This window comes from Novosphingobium sp., from assembly GCF_030699305.1.
In the GTDB taxonomy this organism is placed as follows: domain Bacteria; phylum Pseudomonadota; class Alphaproteobacteria; order Sphingomonadales; family Sphingomonadaceae; genus Novosphingobium.
On record NZ_JAUYNB010000021.1, the window covers coordinates 51,449 to 76,690 of the forward strand.

The 25,242-nt window shown below is 64.8% G+C and carries 20 protein-coding genes; 8 read left to right on the plus strand and 12 right to left on the minus strand.

The window, feature by feature from the left end; genetic code table 11:
- Positions 1 to 7: 7 nt before the first annotated feature.
- The 3 genes from Q8Q53_RS09355 to Q8Q53_RS09365 all read left to right on the plus strand — a co-directional run bounded on the left by Q8Q53_RS09355 (position 8) and on the right by Q8Q53_RS09365 (position 1,339).
- Positions 8 to 220 carry a hypothetical protein gene (locus Q8Q53_RS09355; protein ID WP_305701501.1) on the plus strand — a complete coding sequence of 71 codons (213 nt, stop codon included), beginning with the start codon at positions 8 to 10 and terminating at the stop codon, positions 218 to 220.
- Between the two features lie 151 nt (positions 221 to 371).
- Complete coding sequence (locus tag Q8Q53_RS09360; RefSeq protein ID WP_305701502.1) at positions 372 to 851, plus strand: Lrp/AsnC family transcriptional regulator; 480 nt, start codon at positions 372 to 374, stop codon at positions 849 to 851.
- Positions 848 to 1,339 (plus strand): Lrp/AsnC family transcriptional regulator, encoded by a 492-nt coding sequence (locus Q8Q53_RS09365; protein ID WP_305701503.1) that lies wholly within the window; start codon positions 848 to 850, stop codon positions 1,337 to 1,339. The genes Q8Q53_RS09360 and Q8Q53_RS09365 overlap by 4 nt, the downstream gene beginning before the upstream one ends.
- A gap of 43 nt (positions 1,340 to 1,382) precedes the next feature.
- Here the strand turns inward: Q8Q53_RS09365 and Q8Q53_RS09370 are convergent, their stop codons facing one another.
- Positions 1,383 to 2,135: a glucose 1-dehydrogenase gene (locus tag Q8Q53_RS09370; RefSeq protein WP_305701504.1), complete on the minus strand. Its 753-nt coding sequence runs from the start codon at positions 2,133 to 2,135 to the stop codon at positions 1,383 to 1,385.
- A gap of 85 nt (positions 2,136 to 2,220) precedes the next feature.
- On the opposite strand from Q8Q53_RS09370, the gene Q8Q53_RS09375 reads away from it, so the two are divergent.
- Complete coding sequence (locus Q8Q53_RS09375; protein ID WP_305701505.1) at positions 2,221 to 3,282, plus strand: alkene reductase; 1,062 nt, start codon at positions 2,221 to 2,223, stop codon at positions 3,280 to 3,282.
- A 201-nt stretch (positions 3,283 to 3,483) separates the two neighbouring features.
- Here Q8Q53_RS09375 and Q8Q53_RS09380 read toward each other — a convergent pair whose 3' ends face one another.
- The 8 genes from Q8Q53_RS09380 to Q8Q53_RS09415 all read right to left on the minus strand — a co-directional run bounded on the left by Q8Q53_RS09380 (position 3,484) and on the right by Q8Q53_RS09415 (position 16,019).
- On the minus strand, positions 3,484 to 4,596 hold the full coding sequence (locus Q8Q53_RS09380) for an aromatic ring-hydroxylating dioxygenase subunit alpha (protein ID WP_305701506.1): 1,113 nt from the start codon (positions 4,594 to 4,596) through the stop codon (positions 3,484 to 3,486).
- A 15-nt stretch (positions 4,597 to 4,611) separates the two neighbouring features.
- Positions 4,612 to 5,700 (minus strand): Rieske 2Fe-2S domain-containing protein, encoded by a 1,089-nt coding sequence (locus tag Q8Q53_RS09385; protein ID WP_305701507.1) that lies wholly within the window; start codon positions 5,698 to 5,700, stop codon positions 4,612 to 4,614.
- A 20-nt stretch (positions 5,701 to 5,720) separates the two neighbouring features.
- Positions 5,721 to 6,914, minus strand: a complete 1,194-nt coding sequence (locus Q8Q53_RS09390; RefSeq protein ID WP_305701508.1) for a flavin-dependent monooxygenase — start codon at positions 6,912 to 6,914, stop codon at positions 5,721 to 5,723.
- Positions 6,915 to 6,940: 26 nt separating this feature from the next.
- Positions 6,941 to 7,852 (minus strand): VOC family protein, encoded by a 912-nt coding sequence (locus Q8Q53_RS09395; RefSeq protein ID WP_305701509.1) that lies wholly within the window; start codon positions 7,850 to 7,852, stop codon positions 6,941 to 6,943.
- Positions 7,853 to 8,096: 244 nt separating this feature from the next.
- Positions 8,097 to 10,697: a TonB-dependent receptor gene (locus Q8Q53_RS09400; protein WP_305701510.1), complete on the minus strand. Its 2,601-nt coding sequence runs from the start codon at positions 10,695 to 10,697 to the stop codon at positions 8,097 to 8,099.
- A gap of 259 nt (positions 10,698 to 10,956) precedes the next feature.
- Entirely contained in the window at positions 10,957 to 12,828 is a 1,872-nt protein-coding gene (locus Q8Q53_RS09405) for an AMP-binding protein (protein WP_305701511.1), read from the minus strand.
- A gap of 103 nt (positions 12,829 to 12,931) precedes the next feature.
- Positions 12,932 to 14,602: an MFS transporter gene (locus Q8Q53_RS09410; protein ID WP_305701512.1), complete on the minus strand. Its 1,671-nt coding sequence runs from the start codon at positions 14,600 to 14,602 to the stop codon at positions 12,932 to 12,934.
- A 22-nt stretch (positions 14,603 to 14,624) separates the two neighbouring features.
- Positions 14,625 to 16,019, minus strand: coding sequence for a DcaP family trimeric outer membrane transporter (locus tag Q8Q53_RS09415; RefSeq protein WP_305701513.1), 1,395 nt, complete (start codon positions 16,017 to 16,019; stop codon positions 14,625 to 14,627).
- Positions 16,020 to 16,205: 186 nt separating this feature from the next.
- Here Q8Q53_RS09415 and acs point away from each other — a divergent pair, with 186 nt between their 5' ends.
- Both acs and Q8Q53_RS09425 read left to right on the plus strand, forming a co-directional pair.
- Positions 16,206 to 18,155 carry an acetate--CoA ligase gene (gene acs, locus Q8Q53_RS09420; RefSeq protein ID WP_305701514.1) on the plus strand — a complete coding sequence of 650 codons (1,950 nt, stop codon included), beginning with the start codon at positions 16,206 to 16,208 and terminating at the stop codon, positions 18,153 to 18,155.
- 18 nt (positions 18,156 to 18,173) lie between these two features.
- Positions 18,174 to 18,806 (plus strand): response regulator transcription factor, encoded by a 633-nt coding sequence (locus Q8Q53_RS09425; protein ID WP_305701515.1) that lies wholly within the window; start codon positions 18,174 to 18,176, stop codon positions 18,804 to 18,806.
- On the opposite strand, the gene Q8Q53_RS09430 is transcribed toward Q8Q53_RS09425, so the two are convergent.
- Together Q8Q53_RS09430 and Q8Q53_RS09435 are read right to left on the minus strand one after the other, a co-directional pair.
- Positions 18,780 to 22,124 (minus strand): PAS-domain containing protein, encoded by a 3,345-nt coding sequence (locus tag Q8Q53_RS09430; RefSeq protein ID WP_305701516.1) that lies wholly within the window; start codon positions 22,122 to 22,124, stop codon positions 18,780 to 18,782. The two genes, Q8Q53_RS09425 and Q8Q53_RS09430, sit on opposite strands and share 27 nt — an antisense overlap.
- A 75-nt stretch (positions 22,125 to 22,199) precedes the next feature.
- The gene (locus Q8Q53_RS09435; protein ID WP_305701517.1) at positions 22,200 to 22,511 is read right to left on the minus strand and encodes a helix-turn-helix transcriptional regulator; all 312 of its coding nucleotides are present in this window, start codon (positions 22,509 to 22,511) and stop codon (positions 22,200 to 22,202) included.
- Between the two features lie 234 nt (positions 22,512 to 22,745).
- Here Q8Q53_RS09435 and Q8Q53_RS09440 point away from each other — a divergent pair, with 234 nt between their 5' ends.
- Both Q8Q53_RS09440 and Q8Q53_RS09445 read left to right on the plus strand, forming a co-directional pair.
- The gene (locus Q8Q53_RS09440; protein ID WP_305701518.1) at positions 22,746 to 23,669 is read left to right on the plus strand and encodes an MBL fold metallo-hydrolase; all 924 of its coding nucleotides are present in this window, start codon (positions 22,746 to 22,748) and stop codon (positions 23,667 to 23,669) included.
- A gap of 4 nt (positions 23,670 to 23,673) precedes the next feature.
- Complete coding sequence (locus Q8Q53_RS09445; protein WP_305701519.1) at positions 23,674 to 24,456, plus strand: sulfite exporter TauE/SafE family protein; 783 nt, start codon at positions 23,674 to 23,676, stop codon at positions 24,454 to 24,456.
- Here Q8Q53_RS09445 and Q8Q53_RS09450 read toward each other — a convergent pair.
- The gene (locus Q8Q53_RS09450; protein ID WP_305701520.1) at positions 24,453 to 25,229 is read right to left on the minus strand and encodes an SDR family NAD(P)-dependent oxidoreductase; all 777 of its coding nucleotides are present in this window, start codon (positions 25,227 to 25,229) and stop codon (positions 24,453 to 24,455) included. The genes Q8Q53_RS09445 and Q8Q53_RS09450 overlap by 4 nt on opposite strands.
- Positions 25,230 to 25,242: the final 13 nt, after the last annotated feature.

Sequence of the window (25,242 nt, forward strand, 5' to 3'; positions counted from 1 at the left end):
GCAGAGATTGGCTGACAGCCGCTCCGTTCGTGTCGAGCGAAGTCGAGACACCGATGCGCCAGCGTTTCTCGGCTTCGGGATCGCCCATCCGGTTGGACTCGCAGCCTCGATCCGCTCGATCATGCCGGATTGCAGCTCCATCACCCGGCGGGTCAATTCTGACATAGCACCGGGCGATGCCCCTGCCGATGCCGCTGCCCGCGCCGGTAATTCGCAGTGACGGCGGATAACTTGCACTTATCTGGCGCAATTTGCGTGTTTCAGCACGCGACTTGCGTTAGGAGTCGTGGGCAAATGAACGAAATTGCGATTGACCGCGCCGTGGGCGGGCGGCACTTGTCACGTTCAGCTATGAGGGACTAATCGCGGAAATGAGCGATGATTTTTCGGTCGATGATGTCGACCTGGCGATTGTGGAGCAGTTGCGCTCCAACGGGCGCGCAACCAACCAGCAGATCGCCAACAACCTGGGTCTGACTGCGGCCACCGTTTCCACCCGCATCCGGCGGATGGAAGACGCCGACAAGCTGCGCGTGGTCGCCGTGTCGGATTTTTCGGCGCATGGCTATAACGTGCTGATGGAACTGGCGATCGAGGTGGATGGCCGCCCGGCATCGGAAGTGGCGGCGGAACTGGCGGAGTTTCCCGAAGTGTTCGCGGCCCATCTGGTGACGGGCCGCTATGATATCGATATGCTGGTGGTGCTGCGCGATTTCAGCGATTTGCCGACCCTGCTGCTCGACAAGTTTTCCAAAGTGCGCGGCATCCGATCAATGATGCCCGCCATCGCCGTCGATGTGCTGAAATACAAGTTCGACGTCGCCCCGCTTGAAGCCCGGAGCCCGCAATGATCGCCGCCCAACTCGATGATCTTGATCGCCAGCTGATCGAAGTGCTGGCGCGCGACGCCCGCGTCTCCAACCGCAAGATCGCGGGCGATCTGGGGGTGACCGAAGGCACGGTGCGCGGCCGGATCAAGCGGTTGCAACAGGATGGGCTGATCGCCTTTACCGCGATCACCAGCTTCGGGCTGTCCAACACGTCGAAGATGGCGTTCATCGGCATTCAGGCCAATGTGGAAAATGTCCGCGATGTGGCCGCGCGGATTGCGGACATCCCGCAGATCAATGCGCTGATGATCACGATGGGGCGCTTCAATATCCTGGCGTTCTGCCTGTTCGATACGCTGGAAGCGCTGATCGAGCTGACGTCTGACCAGATCCTGGCCATCCCCGGCGTCCACCACGTGGAAACGTCGATCGCGGTCAAGACGATGAAATACAACGCCCGTGTCGTGCGGATTACCGAGCGCGACAAGTCGATTGACGACGGCGATTGAGTTTGTGGCGGGGCACCTCGGCTGAGGTGCCCGCACCCGTCGATCACACTGCCGTCGCGCCGCCGTCGATCACCAAGGGGTGGCCGGTGACGAAACTGGCCTGATCCGAACACAGCCACAGCACCGCTGACGCGATTTCCTCGGCCTTGCCCATTCGGCCCATCGGGGTCATCCCGTCCAGAATCTTGCGCATGTCCGGGTTGGCTACCAGCGGCGCGGTCATCGGGGTTTCGATCACGCCGGGGCAGACCGCGTTGACGCGGATGCCCGCTGCCGCCCAGCGCAGCGCACCGTGGCGGGTGAGGCCAACCACGCCGTGCTTGGTGGCGGTGTAGCCCGGCTGCGCGCCGTTGCCGACCAGTCCGTTGATCGAGGCGGTGTTGACGATTGCGCCCTTGCCTTGCTTGAGCATGACTTCGGCTTCCTCGCGCATGCAATACATCACGCCCGACAGGTTGATCGCAATGGCGCGGTCCCACACGTCGTCGTCGTATTCGTTGGCGCCCATGTTGTTGATGCCGGCGTTGTTGTGCGCGAAATCAAGCCGGCCATATTCGCTGACGGCGCGGGCAATGAGGGCCTTCACTTTGCCGGATTCCGCCACGTTGCAGCGCTGGTACACGGCCTTGCCGCCTGCCGCCGTGATCAGCGCGACGGTTTCCTCACCGCCTGCGTCGTTCACATCGGATACGACGACCGCAGCGCCCGATGCGGCAAAGGCCACGGCCGTGGCGCGGCCGATCCCGCCGCTGGCCCCGGTTACCAGCGCAACTTTGCCAGCGAATCCGTAATTCATTCTGCCTCTCCTTGATATGCGTAGATTTTTGCTTACAGGATAACGCAAACACCGGTCAATCCGCGATTGATGGAGCGAATCTCGAATGTCTGACAGCCTGTTTTCACCGGTCACGCTGGGTGCCATCAATCTCGCCAACCGCATCGTCATGGCCCCGATGACGCGCGACCGCGCCGGACCGGGCGATGTGCCGACCGACCTGATGGTAAAGTATTATGCCCAGCGCGCCAGTGCCGGACTGATCGTGACCGAAGGGGTTCAACCCAGCCCAGTGGGCAAGGGTTATTGGCGCACGCCGGGTATTCATTCGGCGGAACAGATCGAGGGTTGGCGCGCCGTCGCCGATGCGGTCCACACGCGCGGCGGGCGGATCGTAATGCAGTTGATGCACTGCGGGCGCGTGGTGGTCCCGGCCAATCGCGGGTTCGACGCTGACGTAATTGCGCCGTCAGCTATTGCCTGCCCGACGCCGGTTCCGGGGCCGGATGGCGTGCCGGTGCCGACCGCCACCCCGCGCGAGATCGCGGCAGAGGAAATCCCTGCGCTGCTGGAGGAATATACCCAGGCAGCACGCAACGCCATCTCCGCCGGGCTGGACGGGGTGGAACTGCACTGCGCCAGCGGCTACCTGATCAACCAGTTCCTCAACCCCGCCAGCAACCAGCGCACCGATGCCTATGGCGGCAGCGCCGAGAACCGCATCCGTTTCCCGCTGGAGGCACTGCGCGCACTGGCTGGTGCCATCGGCGCCGACCGGGTCGGTTTTCGCATCTCGCCCGGCAATCCCTACAACGGGATGGACCCGGCCGATCCGGCGGTCACGTTTGGTCCGTTCGTGAAAGCGGCGGATGCGCTGGGGCTGGCGTTCTGCCACGTGGTCGACATGGGCCTGCCTGACCTTGATACGCTGGCGCTGGTGCGGGCCAGTTTCAGCGGACCGATCATCGCCAACAACAATCTGAAAGCAGGCAGCGCCCGCGCACTGCTGGACGCGGGGCAGGCCGAGGCGGTCAGCTTTGGCCGTGCCTACATCGCCAATCCCGATCTGGCGGAGCGGATCGCCGCTGGCGCACCGCTGGCCAAGCCGGATTTCAGCTTGCTCTATACCGGTGAGGAGCGGGGCTACACCGATTACCCGGCGCTCTGATCTACCGACCCGCTCGCAGAATTCGTCACCCTGAACTTGGTTCAGGGTCCATTTCTCGTCCTGCGCAGTTGGTGCGTGCCGCGCGATGGATGCTGAAACAAGGTCAGCATGACGGTTGATTTTTCCCAAGCAGCCACACCGCAGAACGGCCCCCGATCATCAGACCGGGGGCCGTTGCGGCGTCGGCGGACTGTGAAGAGATCAGCCCACTGCGCGCAGGTTCGTGTCGCCTTCCGGCTTGGCGTAATAACGGCTGTACCACTGGCGGAACTGCGGGATCGGGCCGTCGCCGTCGCAGATGATCGGGTTCGGTTCATACCGCATCCGGTCCCAGATCACCTTGTCCTGATCCAGCTGCTTGCAGATGTCGCGGATCAGGGCCTTGGCAAGACCCGCACCGGGGCCTTCGGCCTGCGCCTTGGGCTGGGTGAAGCAATAACGCACCCGCAGGACGTCTTCCTCGACCGGCACCAGACTGGCGACCAGCAGCGTTTCGGAAATCCCGCGGAAGCGCACCCAGCTTTGCCCCGGACCCATCGTATCATAGCTGATCAGGCCATCGACGATCCCGGTCGGCGTGCCCATCTGCGCCTTGACGTCCGCGCCGCGGCCCCAGTCGCCCCAGCGCAGTTCGGCCTGCGGAACGTCTGCCGTGCCGTGGATGTACTTGAAGTGCGCTACGTCGACGCCGTTTTCGGCCATGTTCTGGATCGATCCGTGAACCGTCCATTCGACGGTGTCGAACGGCGACCATTCCGGATCGCCGACTTCGTCGTGAACGACGACCTCCCACATCGGCGCGACGTTCTGATCGGGGTGATACCACACCCAGAGCCAGCCGTTCGCCTCGCTCACCGGCCAGGTCCGCAGGCACTTGCGCTTGACTTGCGGGGGGATCGCCTTGGCATAGGGGATGTCCTTGACCGTGCCGTCATCGCCGTCATAGCGCCAGGCGTGGAACGGGCATTCCAGCAGGTTGCCGTGGACCCTGCCGCCGTGGCCCATGTGCGCGCCAAGGTGCTTGCACCAGGCATCGGTGACGCGGACCGCGCCGTCTTCGCCGCGCCAGATCGCCAAATCCTTGCCGAAATAGCGCAGCGGCTTGACCTGTCCGGCGGTGACAAAGTCGGTCTGTTCGACCGCATACCAGCCGAACGGAAAGCCGATGTCCATCCCGCGCTCGGCGGGGGATGGACGGCCGTCCAGCGGCGCAACGCGCCAGTCGGTCAGGTCTTGCCCGCGCAGCTTTTCAAGCAGTTGCCAGACGGCAACAGGCGGGGTGCGGGCGTCATTGGCGGGATGGGGATTGGTCATGGCTGGTGCTCCTGCTCACGCAGCCCTGGACTTGGCGCCAGGCCGCTTGTCGATGGAGGTGTGGACGCCGTTCACGCGCCCGTGGAAATCCGCTGCCTTGTCGCGGGGGTTGTAGAACTGGCGATACCAGATGCGTTCCTTGTGGAACGGGCCATCGTCGGGGATCTGCATGATGTTGATTGCGGCTTCCTTGTGCTGCCACACTTCGAAATCCTGCGCGAAGGCATCAAGCGCAACGTCCTGATAGGACCGGGCCATCGATACGCCCGCCTCATCGGCGCGGGCATCGGAAACTTTGACCATCAGCGCATACCAGACCCGCACTTCGCCGTCCTCGACCGGCGTGTTGCAGATCATGATGATAGACGGGTGCTGCCCTTCCATCCGCGACAGCAGGATGCCGGGGCCGGTGTAAGAGGTATCGGTGACCAGCAGGTCGTGCTCACTGTCTGACACCAGCGTGCGGTGCCCGGCGCCGAACCGCTGGAAGATCAGGTGATCCCGAAACTCGTTCTCGAACCAGACGATATCCTTGCTGCCGTGAACCGGGATGAAGTGGGCAACGTCTGCCATGTTGTCGAGGATTTCCTGCGGGTGGATCGGCAGGGTGCCAAGGTGATCGAGCCGCCAGCGGACCCAGCCATGTTCCTCCATGTCCCATTCGGCAAAGGCGGGCAGATCGAAATCGGGCGCGCCGCCTTCGACGTCGTGCCACATCCAGATGCAGCCTGCGCGTTCCTCAACCGGGAAGGTCTTGATGCACGCGGCCTTGGGGATGCCGTGGGTGGAATAGGGGATGTCGTCGGCCATGCCATCCGGGCCAAACCGCCAGCCGTGGCCGGGGCAGCGGATGGATTCGCCCTGGATCTGCTCACCGTCCTTCACGATGTAGCTGGTGGTGTTGCGGCCAATGTGGATGCGCATGTGCGGGCAATAGGCATCGACCAGATAGACCCGGCCGCTTTCGCCGCGATAGGCCACGAATTCGCGCCCGAAGAAGTGCAGCGGTACCGGCTTGTCGGCGATGTCGTCGGACGCCGCGATCATGAACCAGCCGCGCGGGAAGGTGTGCGGGCCAAGCCCGTATTCTGCTGTGGTAGCCATCGTCTCTCTCCCCGTTGGCGTCAGATGAAGGTATCGGCGTTGGGCTTGCCGAGCATGACCGCGCCCATGTTGCGGCCGGTCTTGGCAAAGCTGTTGGCGACGTGGGTGCGGCCGCAGTGGATATCGACGAACGTGCGCCCCAGCGGCCGGTCAAGGTAGATGCCGTCCGCCCCGCTGGCATAGAACATCCGCGTGATCAGCTGCGCGCAGCGATCAACGACTTGCGCCGACTGGTGGCGATAGAGCAGCCGGTCTTCGAGGTTCAACTCGGCACCCGCCTGCGCGGCCGCCATCAGCGCATCGAAATTGCGGTTCAGCGTGGTCTTCATCTCGTCGATCGCGCAGGCGGTGTCTGACAGGATGATCGTGACGTCGGGATCGTCGGCCAGCTTAGCGAAATCGTTGTTGCTGACGCGGTTGCCGGCATAGCCCGCAAAGTCATTGAGCGCGCCTTGCAGCGCCCCGATCGACGAGGACGACACCGCCCGCACGAAGATCTGGCCGAACGGCAGCTTGTAGAGCGGCGCGTCGTTGACTTTGAGGCCGGGGCTGGTGGCGGCGAACCCGTCTTTTGAGCGGTGCGAGCGATAGGCAGGCACGAACGCGTCCTTCACCACCACGTCCTGACTGCCGGTGCCGCGCAGGCCCAGCGTGTTCCAGACATAGTCGATTTCAAAGTCGCTGCGCGGGATCAGGAAGGTGCGATAATCGGGCGCGCCGCCTTCGGGATCGGGCACCAGCCCGCCCAGAAACGCCCATTCGCAGTGATCGACGCCCGATGAGTAACCCCACCGACCCGACACGCGATAGCCGCCCTCTACCGGCGTCACTTGCGCGCGCGGCATATAGCTTGATGCGATCAGCGTGGCCGGATCAGCACCCCAGACGTCTTCCTGCGCGCGGGCATCGAACAGCGCGAGCTGCCAGTTGTGCACCGCGACCACACCCAGCACCCAGGCGGAGGACATGCAGCCTTCGGCCACGGCCATCTGCACGGCATAGAATGTCTGCGGGTCCAGCTCATACCCGCCATAGCGCTTGGGCTGGAGGATCTTGAAGAACCCGGCGTCCTGAAAGTCCTGAATCGTGTCGGCGTGGACTTTGCACTCGGTCTCGCAAATCGTGGCGCGGGCGCGCAGGGCGGGGATCATGGCGCGGGCGCGGTCGATCAGCTGGGCGGTCAGGTCGGTGGGGGCGGGGTTGGTCTGGGGCATCGCTTGTCTCCCGATATGAATGATGGTCAGGCCGCGTCGGCCAGCTGGGCCTGCTCGTCCGCGCCGAAGCCGACGCTGAAATCGTGGCCCCACAGGCTGACCGAGGTGCTTTCGAACACGGTGTGGTGATCCCAGTCGATCGTCCGTCCGCCGCAGCCGTACTCAATCGCGAAGCCGCCGGGGGACATCAGGTAGAAACTGGTCATGTGATCGTTGGTGTGCTTGCCCAGCGTGGCCATCAGCCGCGCGCCGGATTTCAGCATCCGGTCATAGGCGCGGCCCACTTCGTCCATGTTCGCCACTTCGAACATGAGGTGGACGCAGCCCGACGGCACTTCGCCTTCGAACAGCGCCAGGCTGTGATGGCGGCCGTTGCCGCAGTGCATGAAATCGATCCGCTGGGCCATGTCCGGCAGCGGGCGGTGGACCAGAATGTCCGACAGGCCAAAGCCCAGCACATCCATCAGGAAATCGCGCGTCGCATCGATCTGCGGCGCGGGCAGGACCATATGGCCAAGGCCCAGATCGCCAGTGACGAATTCCACGCCCTGCGGCGAGACGAACCGGGCGAAATCGGTGACATAGCCATAGGCCAGCTCGTGCCGGTTGCCCGATGGGTCGTTGAACCACACCATGTCGAAGACATGGCGCAGCGCGCGTTCAGCCGGGGTGGCGGGGTGGAAGGTTACGCCGTGCCGGGTCAGTGTTTCCTTCGCGGCCTCAAACTCCGCGGCGCAGCGAAGTTCCCAGCCGGAGGCGAAATAGCCGTCGGTCACGCCCGGCGCGATGAACACCCGGCCTGCGCGTTCGTCCATCCGCAAGGCCAGCCCGCCGGGAACGTCGTGCGCGCTCATTCCCAACATGTCCTGCCCAAAGGCACGCCATGCATCGGGCGCGGTGGAGCTGACCACGACATAGCTGAGGCTTGCGATTTCCATGACCATCCTCCGGCAGCGGTTTATGGCCAGAGGCTAGGTCGGGAAGGGGTTGGCAGTATTTGACAGGGATCAATCAATTTGATGATTGCGTAAAAAATAATGATTTAGAAAACGCAAAAATTGATGAAATTGAGAATTCATTGATAGTTTGCGGCCAGCAGACTCGGTCAGGCCTGACGCAGAAATCCCGGTGCCAGCGAACCGGCACCGGGATCTGCAATCCGCTGAACCAGATCAGGTCAGGTCAGAACTTTACGCCAACCGTCACGCCGTAAGTGCGCGGATCGGCGAAGTAGCCGCCCGCATAACCCAGCGCGCCGAAATCGATCGCGCGGGCGAAGTCGTGGCTGTTGGTCAGGTTCTTGACCCACAGCTTGATCTCCCCTTCGCCGCCGCCCAGCGCAATCCGGTCAACCCCGATCTGCGCATCGACGATGTTGCGGGAATCGCCCTTCAGCGCATCGTTGAACGGGGTACCGATGATGTTGCTGAAGCTGTACTTGCCATCTTCGTAGGTATAGCTCGCGCGGCCCACCAGCCGCAGCTCGCCGCTACCCAGCGGGAACTGGAAGTTCAGCGCCGCATTGGCCGTGAACGGCGAGGTGTAGCCGGGGTGCGAGATCGAGGCGACGTTGACAGGCGGGGCGCCCGGCGTGGTCGATTGGCCAGCCAGCAGTTCCTTGATCTTGATGTCGACGTAACCCAGGTTGCCTTCCAGCGTGAAGTTCTGAGACAGCTTGGCCTGCGCTTCGATTTCGAAGCCGGTGTAGGTTACCTTGCCGGCGTTGCCGACGCGGGTTGCGAACGTTCCGGCCGGGGCATCGGTGCGCGGTATGTTGACGGCCAGATCCTTGTACTCGTTATAGTACCCGGCGACGTTCAGCCGCAGGCGGCGACCGAACAGTTCGGACTTCACGCCGACTTCATAAGAAGTAACGCTTTCCGGCTTGAACGCGTCCAGCTGGTTGGTGGCGGTGTTGATCGGATCCTGTGCGTTGAACCCGCCCGAACGGTAGCCGGTGGCGGCGCGGGCGTAAGTCGAAATGCCGTCCGCGATGTCGTAGCCCAGCATCAGGTTCCAGGTGAACTTGCTGAAGCTGGCGCTGCCGCGTTCCGGCACCGCAACGGCGGCTGTGCCGTTCTGGAACCGGACCATCGACTTGTTATCCCAGCTGTAGCGGCCGCCCGCCGTCAGCCGCAACCCGCTGTCGCGCCCGCCCGGATAAAGCGTGGCCTGACCGTAAACGGCGGTGCTTTCAGCAGTCGCCTGATAGCGCAGGCGGGCCAGCGTCTGGACCATCCGGTAACGCGCCGGGTTGGTCGCACGGAAACTGGGGGCCAGCACCGGGGCAAAGGCCGCAGCCGTCGCAGCGGGGAAGCCCACGCCGCGCAGCACGCCGACGAACGCCGCGTCAGAGAATATCGCCGAGTTCGTGTCCAGCACGAAGCCGCTGTTCTGCGGGTTGTTCTCCGAACCCTTCTCCCAGAAATAAAAGCCGCCCAGCACCCAGTCGAGGGTATCGGTATCACCCGAGATTTCCAGTTCCTGGCTGAATTGCTTGTGGCGACGCTGGTTGTTGGTGTCGAACAGGTTCTGCGACACGGTCGGGACCGGGGCGTCAGCCAGGAATGCCGAGGTGCCAGCCGGGAAGCCCAGATTCTGGAGCAGGGCGGCGGGGAAGCCGTTGAACAGCGAGGCATTGGTGAACTGCGGACCGCGGAACGCGCCCATGCCGTCGAGATCAGTGTTGCTGTCGTTGTTCCAGAACCGGTAACCGGCGGTCAGCTTGACCTGAAACGCGTCGAAATCGTTTTCGACCTGCAGGTTGTGGCCCCAGGTCTTGTCCATCGATGTGCTGGAAATGTCGTTGCAGACCTTTTCCTGCCAGACGCGGGTCGGGGTGGCGAGTGCGCGGCATTCGGCCTGCGCAAAGGTCGCGCCCGCCAGATACTGCTGGACCGCCGCGCCCGAGGTGACGACGACCGGCTGGCCGCCCACCACCAGCGGCGCGCGGACCGTGCCGTCGGCGACGTTGGTCAGCTGGAAGTTGATCGGCGCGGCATCGGTCTTGGCCCAGTCGAAGATGTACTGGACCGAACCGGTGCCGCCCAGTTCGGTCCGGGCGGCAAACCGGAACGCGTCGCTCTGCCGAGCGCCCGGATCGCGGCTCTTGTCGGCCTGAAGGATGTTGTCGACCACGCCGTTGCGTTCACGGTGGCTGTAGGAAAAGCTGGTGTCGATGCCCATGATCCGGCCCGGATCGACCGAGAGCTTGCCGCTCCACGCTCCGTAGTTGCCATAACCGGCTTCGGCTCTCACGCGCAGTTCTTCGGACGGCTTGCGCGAGATGAACGCGATGCCGCCGCCAGTGGTGTTGCGGCCAAACAGCGTGCCCTGCGGTCCACGCAGCACTTCGACGCGTTCGATGTCCATCACGTCGAGCGCGCTGGCGCCCGAACGGCCGATGTAGATGCCATCGACGTAAAGGCCATTGGCGGTGTCGAGGCCGAAGGTTTCGCTCGCCGGGGTGGGAATGCCGCGGATCGAGATCACGGCGGCGCCGCTGCTGGTGGTGCCCTGCACGATGGTGACGTTGGGGGCCAGGCCGCTGAGATCGCGCGCATCGCGGATGCCCAGCTGCTCGACTTTTTCGGCGCTCAGCGCGCTGATCGCGATCGGCACATCCTGAAGGTTCTGCTCGCGCTTTTGCGCGGTGACGACGATTTCGCCCAGTCCGCCGTCTTCGCCTTCGCTGTCCTGTGCCAGCGCCGGGCTGGCGACTGCGATCAGGCTGGCCCCTAGCAGGAACCGTGTGGCAATGCGCGTGTTACCGGAAATCGTCATGTTCACTCCCTTATCACCCATATTCTTGCCCATGGGCGGGCCAAGGGCGGCGAATTGCGTAATAGGGGTGAATTGTAAATGCGCAAACGCCTCATCGTGGCGCAATCTGGTCCGGCGTTCAATGCACGCAGATGACCGTGAATCGCCGAGTTCTGCGGCTTATTGCCTGCACAGCCGGTTCCCGGCATGGGTGTTCACGCGCCTCCTTGGCCGAAACTGTGCATTCCGGCCGGTGGTGAATTGCGGAGCCTGCTGCGGCCTAGGGCCGCACCGCAGCTTCGATCAAGGCTGGCACTGCCGGATCTTCGATTGTGGGCGGGGTGACGTAGTCCCCGCCATTCACGATCGTGCGCAGCAGGTTGCGCAGGATTTTGCCGGACCGCGTCTTGGGCAGTTGCGGCACAATATAGGCGGTTTTCAGCGCGGCGACCGCGCCCAGTTCATGGCGCACGGCAGCAATCACGCGCGCGGACATTTCGTCCGCGCTGCCCGCCCCGGCGCGGGCGACCACGAAGGCCACCGGGACCATCGCCTTGATCGGATCGTCCGCGCCGATCACCGCGCATTCGGCCACGCCGTCCTGCGCGGCGACGATCTGTTCCATCTGTCCGGTCGACAGGCGGTGGCCCGCAACGTTGATGATATCATCGGTACGGCCCATGATGTTGAGGAACCCGTCGGTATCGAAATGGCCCGCATCGCCGGTTTCGTAATAGCCGGGGAAGGCGGCGAAGTTCTTCTCGAACCCGGCCTGGTTGTTCCACAGCGTTCTGAATGCGCCGGGCGCGAGCGGAGCCTTGATCGTGACCGATCCGCTCTGCCCATCCGGCACCGGCTGCCCATCCTCGCCCAGAATGGCGAATTCGAACCCCGGCACCGGAAACCCGGCCGAGCCGCGCCGCCGCCTGAGGTCGCCCAGCGCAAAGCAGCTGGCGATGGCGGGCCAGCCGAGTTCGGTCTGCCACCAGTGGTCGATCACCGGCAGGCCGGACTTTTCCTCCAGCCAGGCGATGGTGTCCGGGTCGGCGCGTTCGCCGGCCAGAAAGATCACGCGGCAGTCACCCGTGCCGATGTCCTTCAGGAACGCCGCGTCCGGGTCTTCTTTCCGCACCGCGCGGATTGCCGTCGGGGCGGTGAAGAAGCTTTTGACGCGGTGGCGGGTCATTACCCGCCAGAACGTGCCGGGATCGGGCGTGCCAACGGGCTTGCCCTCAAACAGCACCGTGGCCGCGCCGACCAGCAGCGGGGCATAGACGATATAGCTGTGGCCCACGACCCAGCCCACGTCCGACGCGGCCCAGAACGGATCGCCCGCGCCGATGCCATAGATGTTGGCCATCGACCACGCGAGCGCGACCGCATGGCCGCCGTTGTCGCGGACCACGCCCTTGGGGGTTCCGGTCGTGCCGGAGGTGTAGAGAATGTAGAGCGGATCGGCCGCGGCCACTTCGGCGCAATCCGGCACCGGATCGGCGGCGGTTGCGGCGCGCAGCATCTCCCAGTCATGGTCGCGCGTATCGCCAAGCTCGGCCAGCAGGCGATCACGCTGGTACACCACCACATCGCGGACGGCGTACCGGGCCAGGTCCAGCGCCTCATCGACCATCGGTTTATAGGCAATCGTCCGCGCGGCTTCGATCCCGCAGCTGGCGGTGAGGAGCACCTTGGGCTGCGCATCGTCGATGCGCTTGGCCAGTTCCAGCGGGGCGAACCCGCCGAACACGACCGAATGCACCGCCCCCAGCCGCGCGCAGGCCAGCATGGCAAATACGGTCTGCGGGATCATCGGCATGTAGATGATGACACGGTCGCCCTTGGCCACTCCAAGCCGCGCCAGCATCGCGGCGACCCGGCCCACTTCGTCATACATCTGCGCATAGGTGAACTGCTGCACCACATCGGTGACCGGGCTGTCATAGACCAGTGCCAGAGCATCGCCGCGCCCGGCGGCAATATGGCGGTCAATGCAGTTGTAGGCGGTGTTGAGCGTCCCGCCGGGGAACCACCCTTCAGCGTCGTCCCATGTGGCGGCGGGCGGGGTGAACCAGTCAATCGCGGTAGCCGCTTCGCCCCAGAAGGCTGAGGGGTTTTCGATGCTGGCGCGCCGTGCGCTTTCGTAGGCTTCGCTCATGATGGCAGGACCGTTTGGTTGGAATTGAAATCAGGTTAGGCAAACAGGCTACGCCGCGCCTTGATCATGCTCAAGACGCGGCGCAGTTCCTGGGGTATTGCCCTTAGTCGTCGATGTTTCGCTTGAAGGTTTCAGGCAGGAACAGCAGGCCCGCGACCAGCGTCAGTCCGGCGACCACGATGGGATACCACAGGCCGTAGTAGATATCGCCGGTGGCCGCGACCATCGCGAAGGCGGTGGTCGGCAGGAACCCGCCGAACCAGCCGTTGCCGATGTGATAGGGCAGCGACATCGAGGTATAGCGGATCCGGCTGGGGAACAGTTCCACCAGCAGCGCCGCAATCGGCCCGTAAACCATCGTCACCAGCAGCACGAGGTAAGTCAGGATCGCCACCGTCAGCGGCTTGTTGATCTGATCCGGTTCGGCCTTTGACGGATAACCAGCCTTCGTCAGCGCAGCCTTTACGTCACCCTGGAATGCGGTGATCGCGGCCTTGCGGTCATCGCCGGTGACCTTGGCCGGATCGGGCGCGGTGAAGGTTTCGCCGCCCACGGTGACTTGCGCAACCGTGCCAGCCGCCGCTTCGACCGAGGAGTAGCTGACCGAGCTCTTGGCCAGGAATGCCTTGGCGATGTCGCAGCTTTTCGCGTCGAACTTGTTCCTGCCGACCGGATCGAACTGCAGCGAGCAATCGTCATCGTTGGTGATGACGGTGACCGGCGCATTGGCCTGGGCGTGGGCGAGGGCCGGGTTGGCGGCTTCGCTCAGCGCCTTGAACGCCGGAAAATAGGTCAGCACGGCCAGTGCGCAGCCCACCATGATGATCGGCTTGCGTCCGATCTTGTCCGACAGCCAGCCGAAGAAGATGAAGAACGGCGTGCCGATGGCCAGCGCGATGGCGATCAGGATGTTGGTGGTCGCACCATCGACCAGCAGCATCTTTTCGAGGAAGAACATCGCGTAGAACTGGCCAGTATACCAGACCACGGCTTGCCCCGCGACCGCGCCGACCAGCGCGATCAAAACCCACTTGGCGTTCTTCCACTGGCCGAACGCTTCGGTCAGCGGCGCCTTGGAGGTCGTGCCTTCATCCTTCATCTTCTGGAACACCGGGCTTTCGGCCAGCTGCATCCGGATCCACATCGACACCGCCAGCAGCAGGATCGAAACCAGGAACGGCACGCGCCAGCCCCAGTCCTTGAACGCTTCCTCACCGATCAGGGTGCGGGTGCCGATCACGACCAGCAGCGCCGCGAACAGCCCCAGCGTGGCCGTGGTCTGGATGAAGCTGGTGTACAGCCCGCGCTTGTGGTTGGGGGCGTGTTCAGCCACGTAAGTCGCCGCGCCGCCATATTCACCGCCCAGCGCCAGACCCTGAACCAGCCGCATGATCAGCAGCATGATCGGCGCTGCAACCCCGATCGAGGCATAGGACGGCAGGATGCCGACCATGAACGTGGACAGGCCCATCAGCCCCATGGTGACGAGGAACGTGTTCTTGCGGCCGACCATGTCGCCGATCCGCCCGAACACCAGCGCGCCGAACGGGCGCACCGCGAACCCGGCCGCGAAGGCTGCCAGCGCGAAGATGAACCCGGTCGTTTCGTTCACGCCCGAAAAGAACTGTGCGGAAATGATCGTCGCCAGCAGGCCGTAGAGGTAGAAATCATACCATTCGAACACTGTTCCCAGCGACGAGGCGGTGATGACCAGTTTTTCACTCTGGGTCGCCTCGTGATGCTTGGGCATTGTGTCATCGGTGGACGTAGCCATTGCACTCTCCCTTGTTATCTCGTCAGAAGCCGTATTTCGCGGCGAATTCGATGCGGTTCACGGCCCCGTCTGCCCCGCTGACGAGCTTGCGCTCACCATGGCGGTACTCGATGCCGAGGTCGATATTCTTGACCGGCGACCAGAACAGGTTGGCCGCCGCGCTCCAGGCGCGCTGGTTGAAACTGGCCAGACTGGCCAGCGGCAGCGCGTCGGCGTAATCGACCGACTGGTAACTGCCCATCAGGTTGGCCCGCACGCCCGGTGCCAGCGGCACGCGCAGCGCGGCAATCGCGGCGAACACGCGCACATCTTCCAGCCGGTTGGTGGCCGGCACATAGACCGCGTCGGGCGCGAAGTTCAGCCCGACATAGCGACCGATGTTCTGGCCATACGTCGCCATGAACCGCAGATCGCCGGTCCTGGCCTCGTTCAGAAACAGCTTGCCCGCCGCGCTGATGCCATAGCCGCCGGCGCTGGCCGTGACGCCCGCATTCTGGACGCGCACCTGACGGCCGAGCGCCGCCAGCGACATTTCGCCCGCCTTGCCAGCCCAGGCCAGCCGCGCGGCAAAATCGGGCAGGCGGTCATCGCCGTTCTCGATCAAGGCGGGCGCGCCCAGATTGGCGGTGCCGGATTCGTCGTTCTCGGCCGACAGGTGCAGCGTCATGCCGTTGCCCAGCGGCGCGGAGTAACGGATCAGCGGCTGACGGACGAACACTGTGCCTTCCGCCCCGCCGACATAGTCGGTCGTCTCAGGCAGCGCGCCGGTATACTGGAAGGTCGACCAGTCCTGCCCGAAAGTCCACTTGTCGAACTGGATGAATGCGCGGCGCAGTGCCGGGTTGTACCCGTTGGTGGTGCGCTGCGACCCTTGGGTGCCGGGCGCGGTCTGGAAGTCCGCCTCAACATAGCCTTTCAGCGTGTGGCCGGAAATGTCGGTGGCGAAGTTCACCCAGAAGCGGGATTGCTTGGCGGTGAAATCGGTCACCGTGCTGGCCGGACCGGTGCCGGTGGGGACCGCCTGCGGCAAATAGAAATCGCGGCCCAGCGAGTTCGTTGCAACCTCGCCCTCGCTGTAGGACGTGCTGGCGGCTAGCAGCTTGATATAGCCGCCGACCTTGATCGTGGTCGATCCGGCGCGGAAGCCGTCCGGCTGAGGTTTCGTTTCCAGCGCGGCGACTTTGCTGGCGGCGGCGGTGCTGGTTGTCACGGCTGTTTGCGCCTGTGCGGCGGTGGCTGCCTGTTCACTGCGCGCCGTGCCGAGATCGGCCTTGAGCGTCTGCATTTCCTGTTCAAGCTTGGCCAGCCGCGCTTCCAGTTCCGCTTCCCGGGCGGTCTGGGCGCTGGCGAGCTGCGGCGCGATCAGCGCGGATCCGGCCAGCAGGGCGGCTATGAGAGCCTTTGTCCCTCGTTGCATTGTCCCACTCCATGTCCCCCGATGTCAGTCCTCGAGGTCACGCCACCATCCGGTGTTCAGGGGGTGGGATACCATCCCGACATAGGTCGCACGTCTACGACCATGGTCTAATGTCGCGCTCCATCGCGGCGGAGTAGGCTGCGCCGCAAAAGGCGAATGCCGCCGCTTGAGAGGAGCATCTGGATCATGGCCGAAGCCGTCTATCCCGTCCCCGCGAACTGGGCGCAGGACGCCCTGGTTGACGAAGCCGCGTATCACGCGATGCACCGCGTATCGGTGGCTGACCCCGACGGGTTCTGGCGCGATGCGGCGCAGCGGATTGACTGGATCAAGCCGTTCACCACCGTGAAGCAGACCAGCTTTCACGAAGCCGATTTCGGGATCGAATGGTTTGCCGACGGCACGCTGAACCTGTCCGCCAACGCGCTTGACCGCCATCTGGACACGCGCGGCGATCAGGTCGCGATCCTGTGGGAGCCGGATGATCCAGCCGACGCCGAACGCCGGATCACTTACCGTGAACTCCACGCCGATGTCTGCCGCTTTGCCAACGTGCTGAAAAGCCGCGGCGTGCAAAAGGGTGACCGGGTGACGATCTATCTGCCGATGGTGCCCGAAGCCGCCGTCGCGATGCTGGCCTGCGCCCGGATCGGCGCGATCCATTCGATCGTGTTCGCGGGCTTCAGCCCCGAAGCGCTGGCGGGCCGGATCATCGATTGCGACAGCACTATCGTGCTGACCGCCGACGAAGGTCTGCGCGGCGGCAAGAAAGTCCCACTGAAGGCCAATGTCGATGAAGCGCTGGGCCACTGCCCGGCGGTCGAGACCGTTATCGTTCTCCAGCGCACCGGAGCAGAAGTGCCAATGGTGCAGGGTCGCGACGTGGACTGGGCAGTGGCCACATCTGCCCAGTCTGCGGTTTGCCCGCCTGAGGAGATGGGGGCGGAAGATCCGCTGTTCATCCTTTACACCTCCGGCTCCACCGGCAAGCCCAAGGGCGTGCTGCACACCACCGGCGGCTACAGCGTCTGGGCGTCGATCACGCATCAGTACGTGTTCGATTACCGGCCGGGGCAGATCTACTGGTGCGCGGCGGATATCGGCTGGGTCACGGGCCACAGCTATGTCGTCTATGGTCCGCTGATGAACGGCGCGACGACGGTGATGTTCGAAGGCGTGCCGAACTATCCCGATGCCAGCCGGTTCTGGCAGGTGGTCGACAAATTCGGCGTCGAAATCTTCTATGGCGCGCCGACCGCGCTGCGCGCCCTGATGCGCGAGGGCGATGACTGGGTGAGGCGCACCAGCCGCAAAACGCTCCGCCTGCTGGGCAGCGTGGGTGAGCCGATCAATCCCGAAGCGTGGGAATGGTATCACAAGGTGGTGGGCGAGGGGCGATGCCCGATTGTCGACACCTGGTGGCAGACCGAAACCGGCGGCGTAATGATCTCGCCGCTCCCCGGCGCGACCGCGCTGAAACCGGGCAGTGCGACCAGGCCGTTCTTCGGCGTTCAGCCCGCATTGGTCGATAACGAAGGGGCGGTGATCGACGGCGCGGGCGATGGCTGCCTGGTCATCACCGACAGCTGGCCGGGGCAGATGCGCACCGTGTGGGGCGATCACGAACGGTTCTTCCAGACCTATTTCAGCACCTTCCCCGGCACCTATTTCACCGGCGACGGATGCCGCCGGGATGCGGACGGCTATTACTGGATCACGGGGCGGATCGACGATGTGATCAACGTGTCCGGGCACCGGATGGGCACGGCGGAAATCGAAAGCGCGCTGGTCGCCCATGCCAAAGTGGCCGAGGCCGCCGTGGTCGGTATGCCGCACGACATCAAGGGGCAGGGCATCTATGCCTTTGTCACCACCAACGCCAATGTCGAACCGGACGAGGCGCTGCGGCGTGAGCTGGTGCAGTGGGTCCGCCACGAAATCGGCCCGATCGCCACGCCTGATGTGATCCAGTTCGCGCCGGGCCTGCCCAAGACCCGGTCGGGCAAGATCATGCGCCGCATCCTGCGCAAGATCGGTGAGAATGACGTGAGCAATCTGGGCGATACGTCAACGCTTGCCGATCCGTCGGTTGTCGATCATCTCTTGGCGAACCGCCCGCATCTGGCGACGGCGTAGTTCAGGAAAGCGGGCGGCGTGACCGAAACCGTCCTCATTGCCGATGACCACCCGCTGTTCCGGCAGGCGCTGATGCTCGCCGTTCAGCGGGTGCTCCCCGATGCGCGGATTGCAGAGGCCGGTACGCTCGCCGCAGCTGCGCGCGCGGTCGAAGCGGCGGAAGGGCTGCGGCTGATCCTGCTCGATCTGAAAATGCCCGGTGCGGTGGGATATTCCGGCATTGCGCTGCTCCATGCCGAACGGCCCGATGTGCCGATTTTGGTCGTGTCCAGCGCCGAAGGCACAGCGGCAGCGGACGAAGTGCGCGCGTTCGGCGCCATCGGTTTCCTGCGCAAGGACAGCGATCTTGGCGCGATCGAGGATGCGATTGCGCGCGCAATTCAGGCCCAGCCGCCAGCCAGCGCGCCAGTGCCGGACGACCAACCCATCGCCGCGATCCGCGAAACGGTGGCGGGCCTCACTCCCACGCAATTGAAAGTGTTGCTGGCGGTGCTGGACGGCCAGCTCAACAAGCAGATTGCCCACAGTCTGGGGATGAGCGAGGCGACGGTGAAAGCGCACATGACCGCGATCATGCGCAAGCTGGACGTCCGCAACCGCACGCAGGCGGCATTGGTCGCGCGCTCACTCGGGCTTGATCTGCGGCACTGACAGTTCGTTGAGCGTGCGTTCCAGCACTTGCGGATCGACCGGCTTGGCCATGATCCGGACCCCCAGCGCGGCCGCGCGGGCCTTCATCGCCGCCCCGCTTTCCGCCGTCACCAGCAGCGCGGGTAGGGCAGGGCGGCGCTGGCGGACGGCGGCAATCAGGTCCAGCCCGTTTTCGTCGTGATCGAGCTGGTAATCGGCCAGCAGCACATCGGCCTGTTCGCACAGTGCCAGACCGCCCGCGATATCCGCCGCGCCGAGCGGGTGGTGGCCCAGCCCTTCGAGCAGGGCCATGCTGGCCTCGACGATCCGCTCGTCATTGTCGACCACCAGCACGTTCAGCGCGCGGCCGGTTCCGCTCGCCGATTGCTCGCCGCGCGTTGAAGGTGGGACTTCCACGCCGTCCAGCGCAGGCAGGATCAGACTGAACCGGCTGCCCTTGCCGGGATTGGACGCGACATCGACCCGCCCGCCCAGCAGCCGCGTGATCCGCTCCACCAGCGCAAGGCCCAGGCCCAGCCCTTCGACCTCGACCTGCCCCAGCCGGGTGAATTCGCCAAACACAGCGCCCAGCTGGCCCGGTGCGATCCCGATCCCGGTATCGACCACGTCAACCCGCCATTCTTCGCCGCGCCGCCGCACCCCGATCAGGATGCCGCCTTCGGGGGTATAGCGCACCGCATTGGTCACGAAGTTCTGCATGACCGAGCGCAGCAGCCCCGGATCGGTCATCACCGCACCGGGCACTGGACCGAGCCGCAGCGTCAGTCCCTTTTCCTCGGCCAGCGGTCGGAAGCTGTCAGCCAGATCAGTCAGGAACGCACCGAGCCGCACCGGTTCAGGCCGGGGTGTCACGCCGCCTGCGTCCAGTTTGCTGATATCGAGCAGCGCGCGCAGCAGGTCTTCGGCCGCCACAATCGCGCTGTCGACCCGGCGGACGAGTTGCTGCGCGCGGCCCTCGACATCGCGGTCGAGCGCGGCGGTGAACAGACGGGCGGCGTGGAGCGGTTGCAGCAGATCGTGGCTGGCGGCGGCAAGGAAGCGGGTCTTCTCGCGGTCAGCCTTGGCCAGCCGGCGGTTCGCCTCGCTCAGTTCGCGGGTGCGGTCGGTGACGCGCGTTTCCAGCTCTTCCAGCGTGCGGCGCAGTTCCTCACGCACACGGGCTTCCTCGGAGATGTCGGTAAAGCTCATCACATAACCGCCGCCCGGCATCGGCCCGCCGACGGTCTTGATTACGCGGCCATCGTTGCGCTGCCGTTCAAAGCTGTGCTCCTGCCCGCGCCGCATGTGGCCCAGCCGCTTTTCGACGTGGTAGTCCGTGTCGCCCGGCCCGAAATCCCCACGCGCGGCGTTATGCCGGATCAGGTCGGCAACCGGCACGCCGACCCGCAGCAGGTGCGGCGGATACCGGAATATCTCCTCATACCGGCTGTTCCACGCGATCAGGTTCATTTCGGCATCGACCACGCTGATCCCGGCATCGATGTTCTCGAACGTGGAGGCCAGCAGCTGGCGTGAGAAGCGCAGGCTTTGCCCGCCCTTGTCGAGCAGCTGGGTGACCTGTTGCAGGTTCATCGTCCCGCCCGCCAGCGCCGAGGCGACCAGTGATCGTGCGGATGAGGCGCCGACCACGCTGGCGATCAGGCGCTGGGCGCGCTGGGCCGTGTCGGGGGTAATCGGCTGACCGCGCCGAACGCCCGGAAACTCTGCCTCCACCCGCTCGCGCCCGACAAAGCTGGCGGTCAACTGGACCAGTTCGGCCAGATCGGTGACCGTCCGGGCGGCGCGGACCAGCCGTGGCAGCGGCGCGCCGGACACTTTGCGCGCGGCAAAGGCGGCCAGCACTGCCAGATTGGCACCAAGGCTCCAGATCACGCCGTGGACCAGCGGGCTGACTTGCCCCAGGCCCAGCAAGTGCAGCGGATCGAGTGGGGTCAGCGCCAGCCACGCCAGCCACGCGGCGGGCAGGATGGGGGGCAGCGCCAGCGTGTAAAGCCACAGCACCAGCCCGACGCTCAGGCTGGCCCGCGCCGGGACCGGATCGCGCGCCCGGCCATAGGCGGCCATGATCAGGTGCGGCGTGAACTGCGCCATTCCGGCAAAGGCGATCAGCCCGATCGATGCGAGCGAATCCTTGGGTGAAACCAGCAGCGCCCAGGCCGATGCCAGCGCCATGATCCCCAGCACGGATCCGCGCCGCACCGCCAGCATCCGCCGCCCGATCGCGCCCGCTTCGGCGCGCTGCGGGCTGCGCATCAGCGTCGGGAAGATCAGGTCGTTCGACACCATTGTCGAAAGCGCGGTGGAATCGACGATCGCCATCGATGCCGCCGCTGCCACCCCGCCCAGCAGCGCCGCCACCACGACCCAGCGATACCCGCCCGCGTTGGGCAGTTGCAGCACATAGATATCGGGCGAAGTCTGCTCACCCAGCAGCACCACGCCGGCCAGCGCAATCGGCAGCACCAGCAGCGCCATGATCCCCAGATAGGCCGACAGCCCGAACCGGGCCCGCACCAGATCATCCGGTGCGCGCGCTTCGACCAGCGCCATGTAGAACTGGCGCGGCAAGGTGATGATTGCGGTGACGGAAATCAGCGCGATAATCAGCGTTTCGCCCGACAGCCGCGCGGGATCGAACTGTTCGCGCAGGACGGCAATGCCGCCCGCCGTGGCCGGAGACGTCCAGTCCAGCAGCATCACGGCCAGTCCTGCCACGGCGGCCAGCGCAACCAGCTTGACCAGCGATTCCAGGCCAATCGCATAGAGCAGCCCCTCGCTGCGGCCAGCCAGTTCGAACCGGCGCACCCCGAACAGGATCGAGAACAGCGCCAGCAGCAGCGCCGCGGCGATCATCATGCCGGTGGTGCCGGACTGGCCGGACACCACGGCCAGCGCCGTGCCGATTGAGCGCAGTTGCAGCGCGACGTAGGGAATGGTGCCCAGCAGCGCGATCACTGTCACCAGCCGCGCGATCACCACATCGTGGCCAAACCGCGCGGCAATGAAATCGGATACCGTCGTGGCCTGTTCCTCGGCCACGGCTTCGGCCAGTCGGCTCAAGAAGCGGGGGGCGGCCAGCAGCAGCAGGATTGGCGCGGCATAGATCGGCAGGTAATTCCAGCCATCGCGCACCGCGCTGCCAACCGCGCCATAGAACGTCCAGCTGGTGCAATAGACGCCAAGCGCCAGCGTGTAGGTGCGGTGGCGTAGCTTGACATGCCGGTCCAGCCGGGGGCCGCGCGCCTCAACCCATGCGGCCAGCGCGAACAGCACGAGGATCAGCGCAAGCGCAAGCAGGGCGGCCGACCGTAACTCCATTTGCGCCTCCCGCTCCCCCGACTTACGCCAGTGGAGCCTAGCGGTTACCGGCAGTTACGCAACCGGCCCGGAAAGTCAGGCGTGGGAGGTCTGGCAAATCTCGCACAGCGAATGGATGATTGCGCGCACGACCGGGTCGGTCAGCCGGTAAAACCGCACTTGCGCTTCGGCGCGGATGCCGACGATATCTTCATCGCGGAGCATCGCCAGATGCTGCGAGACGGCCGATTGCGACAATCCGGTCAGCGCGATCAGTTCACTGACCGAAACCTCCCCCTCGTCCATCCGGCACAGCATCAGCAGCCGTTCCGGATGGCTCATGATCCGCAGACGCGTGGCCATGCGGTTGGCGTTCGATTTCAGTTCGGTCAGATCACTGGGCGTCATAGGCAGGGCAGGCTTCCGGAAAATAACATTTACACTTGCTAATATAAAGGTGTGTGCATATTAGTAATACACAATATGAGAGCGTGAGTCGAGTCCCCCTGTTCCGCTGCGCTTCCCCCCAAATCTGGCGCGGCGGAACACCACGGCGGCGATCCCGGTCCGACAACGGAGCCGAGCCGGGATCGCCGTTCGCGCGGTGGCTTGGCGTGAAGCTGGCAGATGGATCAGAATGCGATGACCGACACCGTGCTTGAAGCCGCTATTGCCCAGATCACTGCCGCGCGCGCCGCCGGACGTGTGCCGGTGGTCAAGACGTTTTTCGATGAGCCGACCTTCACCGCCACCCATATAATCCATGATCCGGTGACCCGCCGCGCCGCGATTGTCGATTCCGTGCTCGATTTCGACCAGCCTTCGGGCCGCACCAGCCACGCATCCGCCGATGCGGTGATCGCCTATGTCCGGGCGGAAGGGCTGACCGTGAACTGGCTGCTGGAAACCCACGCCCATGCCGACCACCTGTCCGCTGCGCCGTATCTGAAGCAACAGCTGGGCGGGCAGATCGCCATCGGCGCGGAAATCCGCACCGTGCAGGATGTGTTCGGCAAAGTGTTCAACGAACCGGCCAGCTTTGCGCGGGATGGATCGCAGTTCGATCACTTGTTCAGCGATGGCGAACGTTTTGCGCTGGGCGATCTGGAAGTGATCGCGCTGCACGTGCCGGGGCATACCCCGGCCTGTCTGGCTTATGTCATCGGCGATGCGGTGTTCGTGGGCGATACGCTGTTCATGCCGGACTATGGCACCGCCCGCGCCGATTTCCCCGGCGGCGATGCGCGCGTGCTGTTTCGCTCGATCCGCCGCCTGATGGCATTGCCGCCCGAAACGCGGGTGTTCCTGTGCCACGATTACAAGGCACCGGGGCGCGACGCGTTCATCTGGGAAACGACCATCGGGGCAGAGGTTGCGGCCAACGTCCATGTCCACACCGGCGTGGCCGAGGATGATTTCGTGACCATGCGTGAGGCGCGCGACGCCACACTGGCGATGCCCCGGCTGATCCTGCCGTCGGTGCAGATCAACATCCGCGCCGGGCATTTTCCGGAGCCTGAGGAAAACGGCGTCCGTTACCTCAAGCTGCCGCTGAACCTGCTGTAAGCCGGTGGAGCACCTGCAATATATCCTCTCGGCGCTGAGCGGCATCCTCGTCGGGTTCTCATTGGGGCTGGTCGGTGGGGGCGGGTCGATCCTGGCCGTGCCGCTGATGGTCTATGTGATCGGCGTGAAAAGCCCGCATATCGCCATTGGCACCAGCGCGCTGGCGGTGGCGGCAAATGCGCTTGCCGGATTGGCCAGCCATGCGCGCGCCCACAACGTCAACTGGCGCTGCGGCGGGGCTTATGCGCTGGCCGGGGTGCTTGGCGCGTTTGCCGGATCGAGCGCGGGCAAGGCGTTCGACGGTGAAAAGCTGCTGTTCCTGTTTGCGCTGCTGATGGTCGTGGTCGGCGCGCTGATGTTCCGCCAGCGCGGCGATGCGGGCGTCGAAGGCGTGGTCTGCAACCGCGACAACTTCCCCAAGGTCGGCGCGTTCGGGTTCGGCACCGGGGCGCTCTCGGGCTTTTTCGGGATCGGCGGCGGTTTCCTGATCGTGCCGGGACTGGTGCGGTCCACCGCCATGCCGATCTACCGGGCGATCGGCACGTCACTGGTCGCGGTCAGCGCATTCGGGCTGACCACCGCGTTCAACTACGCGGTATCGGGCCTGATCGACTGGCCGGTTGCCGCCAGCTTCATCAGCGGCGGCGTGATCGGCAGCGTGGCGGGCACGGCTGCTTCGACCCGGCTGGCGGCACACAAGGGCATGCTGAGCACCGTGTTCGCGGTGATGATCCTGTTTGTCGCGGGCTATACAATCTACCGCAGCTGGGGCGCGTTGTTCGGCTAGGCGTTCCTTGCCATCAGTCCGCCATCGACCGGGATCGTCACGCCGGTGATGTAACTGGCTGCCGGAAGGCACAGGCTGAGCGTGATGTGCGCCACTTCCTCCGGCGCGCCATAGCGGCGCAGCGCGGTGCGGCGGTGGGCGTACGTGGTCTTGTCGGCGTCGGGCACTTTTGCGGTCATGCCGGTGTCGATCGGGCCGGGGCAGATCGCATTGACGGTAATTCCGTCGCGCCCCAGTTCCACCGCCAGCGCGCGGGTCAGGCCGGTGACGCCCGCCTTGGCGGCGCAATAGGGGCTGTCGCGCGAGGTGGCGCCCAGCGCCTCGGTCGAGGCGATGTTGACAATGCGCGGGCTGGACGATTGCCGCAAATGGGGCAGGGCGGCGCGGATGATCCGCTGGTGCGCGCTCAGCAGTACCACGACGGCGCGGTCCCAGATCAGGTCATAGCCGTCATCGTCAATCGGGCAGAACGCGCTGATCCCGGCGTTATTGACCACCGCGTCCAGCCCGCCGAACGTGGCGGCAACATCATCCACAACGTGCCGGATTGCGGCGTGGTCGCTGACGTCCAGCGCCCAGGCTTTCGCGTTATACCCTTGTGCGACCAGATCCGCCGCAACCTGGTCCAGCGCCGGGCCGGGCAGATCGGTCACGGCCACGTTCGCGCCTTCAGCCGCAAAGACTTGCGCCGTCGCGCGGCCCATCCCGCTGGCCGCGCCCGTGACCAGCACCGTCTTGCCCGCGACCGAGCGGCTGAGGTTCAATCCTGTCATGTCATCATCTTCC

What these genes read in the sequence shown, in the direction of transcription:
- Q8Q53_RS09360 (WP_305701502.1), top strand. Translation starts at nt 372, where the DNA reads ATGAGCGATGATTTTTCGGTCGATGATGTCGACCTGGCGATTGTGGAG.
- Q8Q53_RS09395 (WP_305701509.1), bottom strand. Translation starts at nt 7,852, where the DNA reads ATGGAAATCGCAAGCCTCAGCTATGTCGTGGTCAGCTCCACCGCGCCC.
- Q8Q53_RS09400 (WP_305701510.1), bottom strand. Translation starts at nt 10,697, where the DNA reads ATGACGATTTCCGGTAACACGCGCATTGCCACACGGTTCCTGCTAGGG.
- acs (WP_305701514.1), top strand. Translation starts at nt 16,206, where the DNA reads ATGGCCGAAGCCGTCTATCCCGTCCCCGCGAACTGGGCGCAGGACGCC.
- Q8Q53_RS09405 (WP_305701511.1), bottom strand. Translation starts at nt 12,828, where the DNA reads ATGAGCGAAGCCTACGAAAGCGCACGGCGCGCCAGCATCGAAAACCCC.
- Q8Q53_RS09365 (WP_305701503.1), top strand. Translation starts at nt 848, where the DNA reads ATGATCGCCGCCCAACTCGATGATCTTGATCGCCAGCTGATCGAAGTG.
- Q8Q53_RS09410 (WP_305701512.1), bottom strand. Translation starts at nt 14,602, where the DNA reads ATGGCTACGTCCACCGATGACACAATGCCCAAGCATCACGAGGCGACC.
- Q8Q53_RS09385 (WP_305701507.1), bottom strand. Translation starts at nt 5,700, where the DNA reads ATGGCTACCACAGCAGAATACGGGCTTGGCCCGCACACCTTCCCGCGC.
- Q8Q53_RS09440 (WP_305701518.1), top strand. Translation starts at nt 22,746, where the DNA reads ATGACCGACACCGTGCTTGAAGCCGCTATTGCCCAGATCACTGCCGCG.
- Q8Q53_RS09375 (WP_305701505.1), top strand. Translation starts at nt 2,221, where the DNA reads ATGTCTGACAGCCTGTTTTCACCGGTCACGCTGGGTGCCATCAATCTC.
- Q8Q53_RS09415 (WP_305701513.1), bottom strand. Translation starts at nt 16,019, where the DNA reads ATGCAACGAGGGACAAAGGCTCTCATAGCCGCCCTGCTGGCCGGATCC.
- Q8Q53_RS09450 (WP_305701520.1), bottom strand. Translation starts at nt 25,229, where the DNA reads ATGACAGGATTGAACCTCAGCCGCTCGGTCGCGGGCAAGACGGTGCTG.
- Q8Q53_RS09390 (WP_305701508.1), bottom strand. Translation starts at nt 6,914, where the DNA reads ATGCCCCAGACCAACCCCGCCCCCACCGACCTGACCGCCCAGCTGATC.
- Q8Q53_RS09380 (WP_305701506.1), bottom strand. Translation starts at nt 4,596, where the DNA reads ATGACCAATCCCCATCCCGCCAATGACGCCCGCACCCCGCCTGTTGCC.
- Q8Q53_RS09430 (WP_305701516.1), bottom strand. Translation starts at nt 22,124, where the DNA reads ATGGAGTTACGGTCGGCCGCCCTGCTTGCGCTTGCGCTGATCCTCGTG.
- Q8Q53_RS09370 (WP_305701504.1), bottom strand. Translation starts at nt 2,135, where the DNA reads ATGAATTACGGATTCGCTGGCAAAGTTGCGCTGGTAACCGGGGCCAGC.
- Q8Q53_RS09435 (WP_305701517.1), bottom strand. Translation starts at nt 22,511, where the DNA reads ATGACGCCCAGTGATCTGACCGAACTGAAATCGAACGCCAACCGCATG.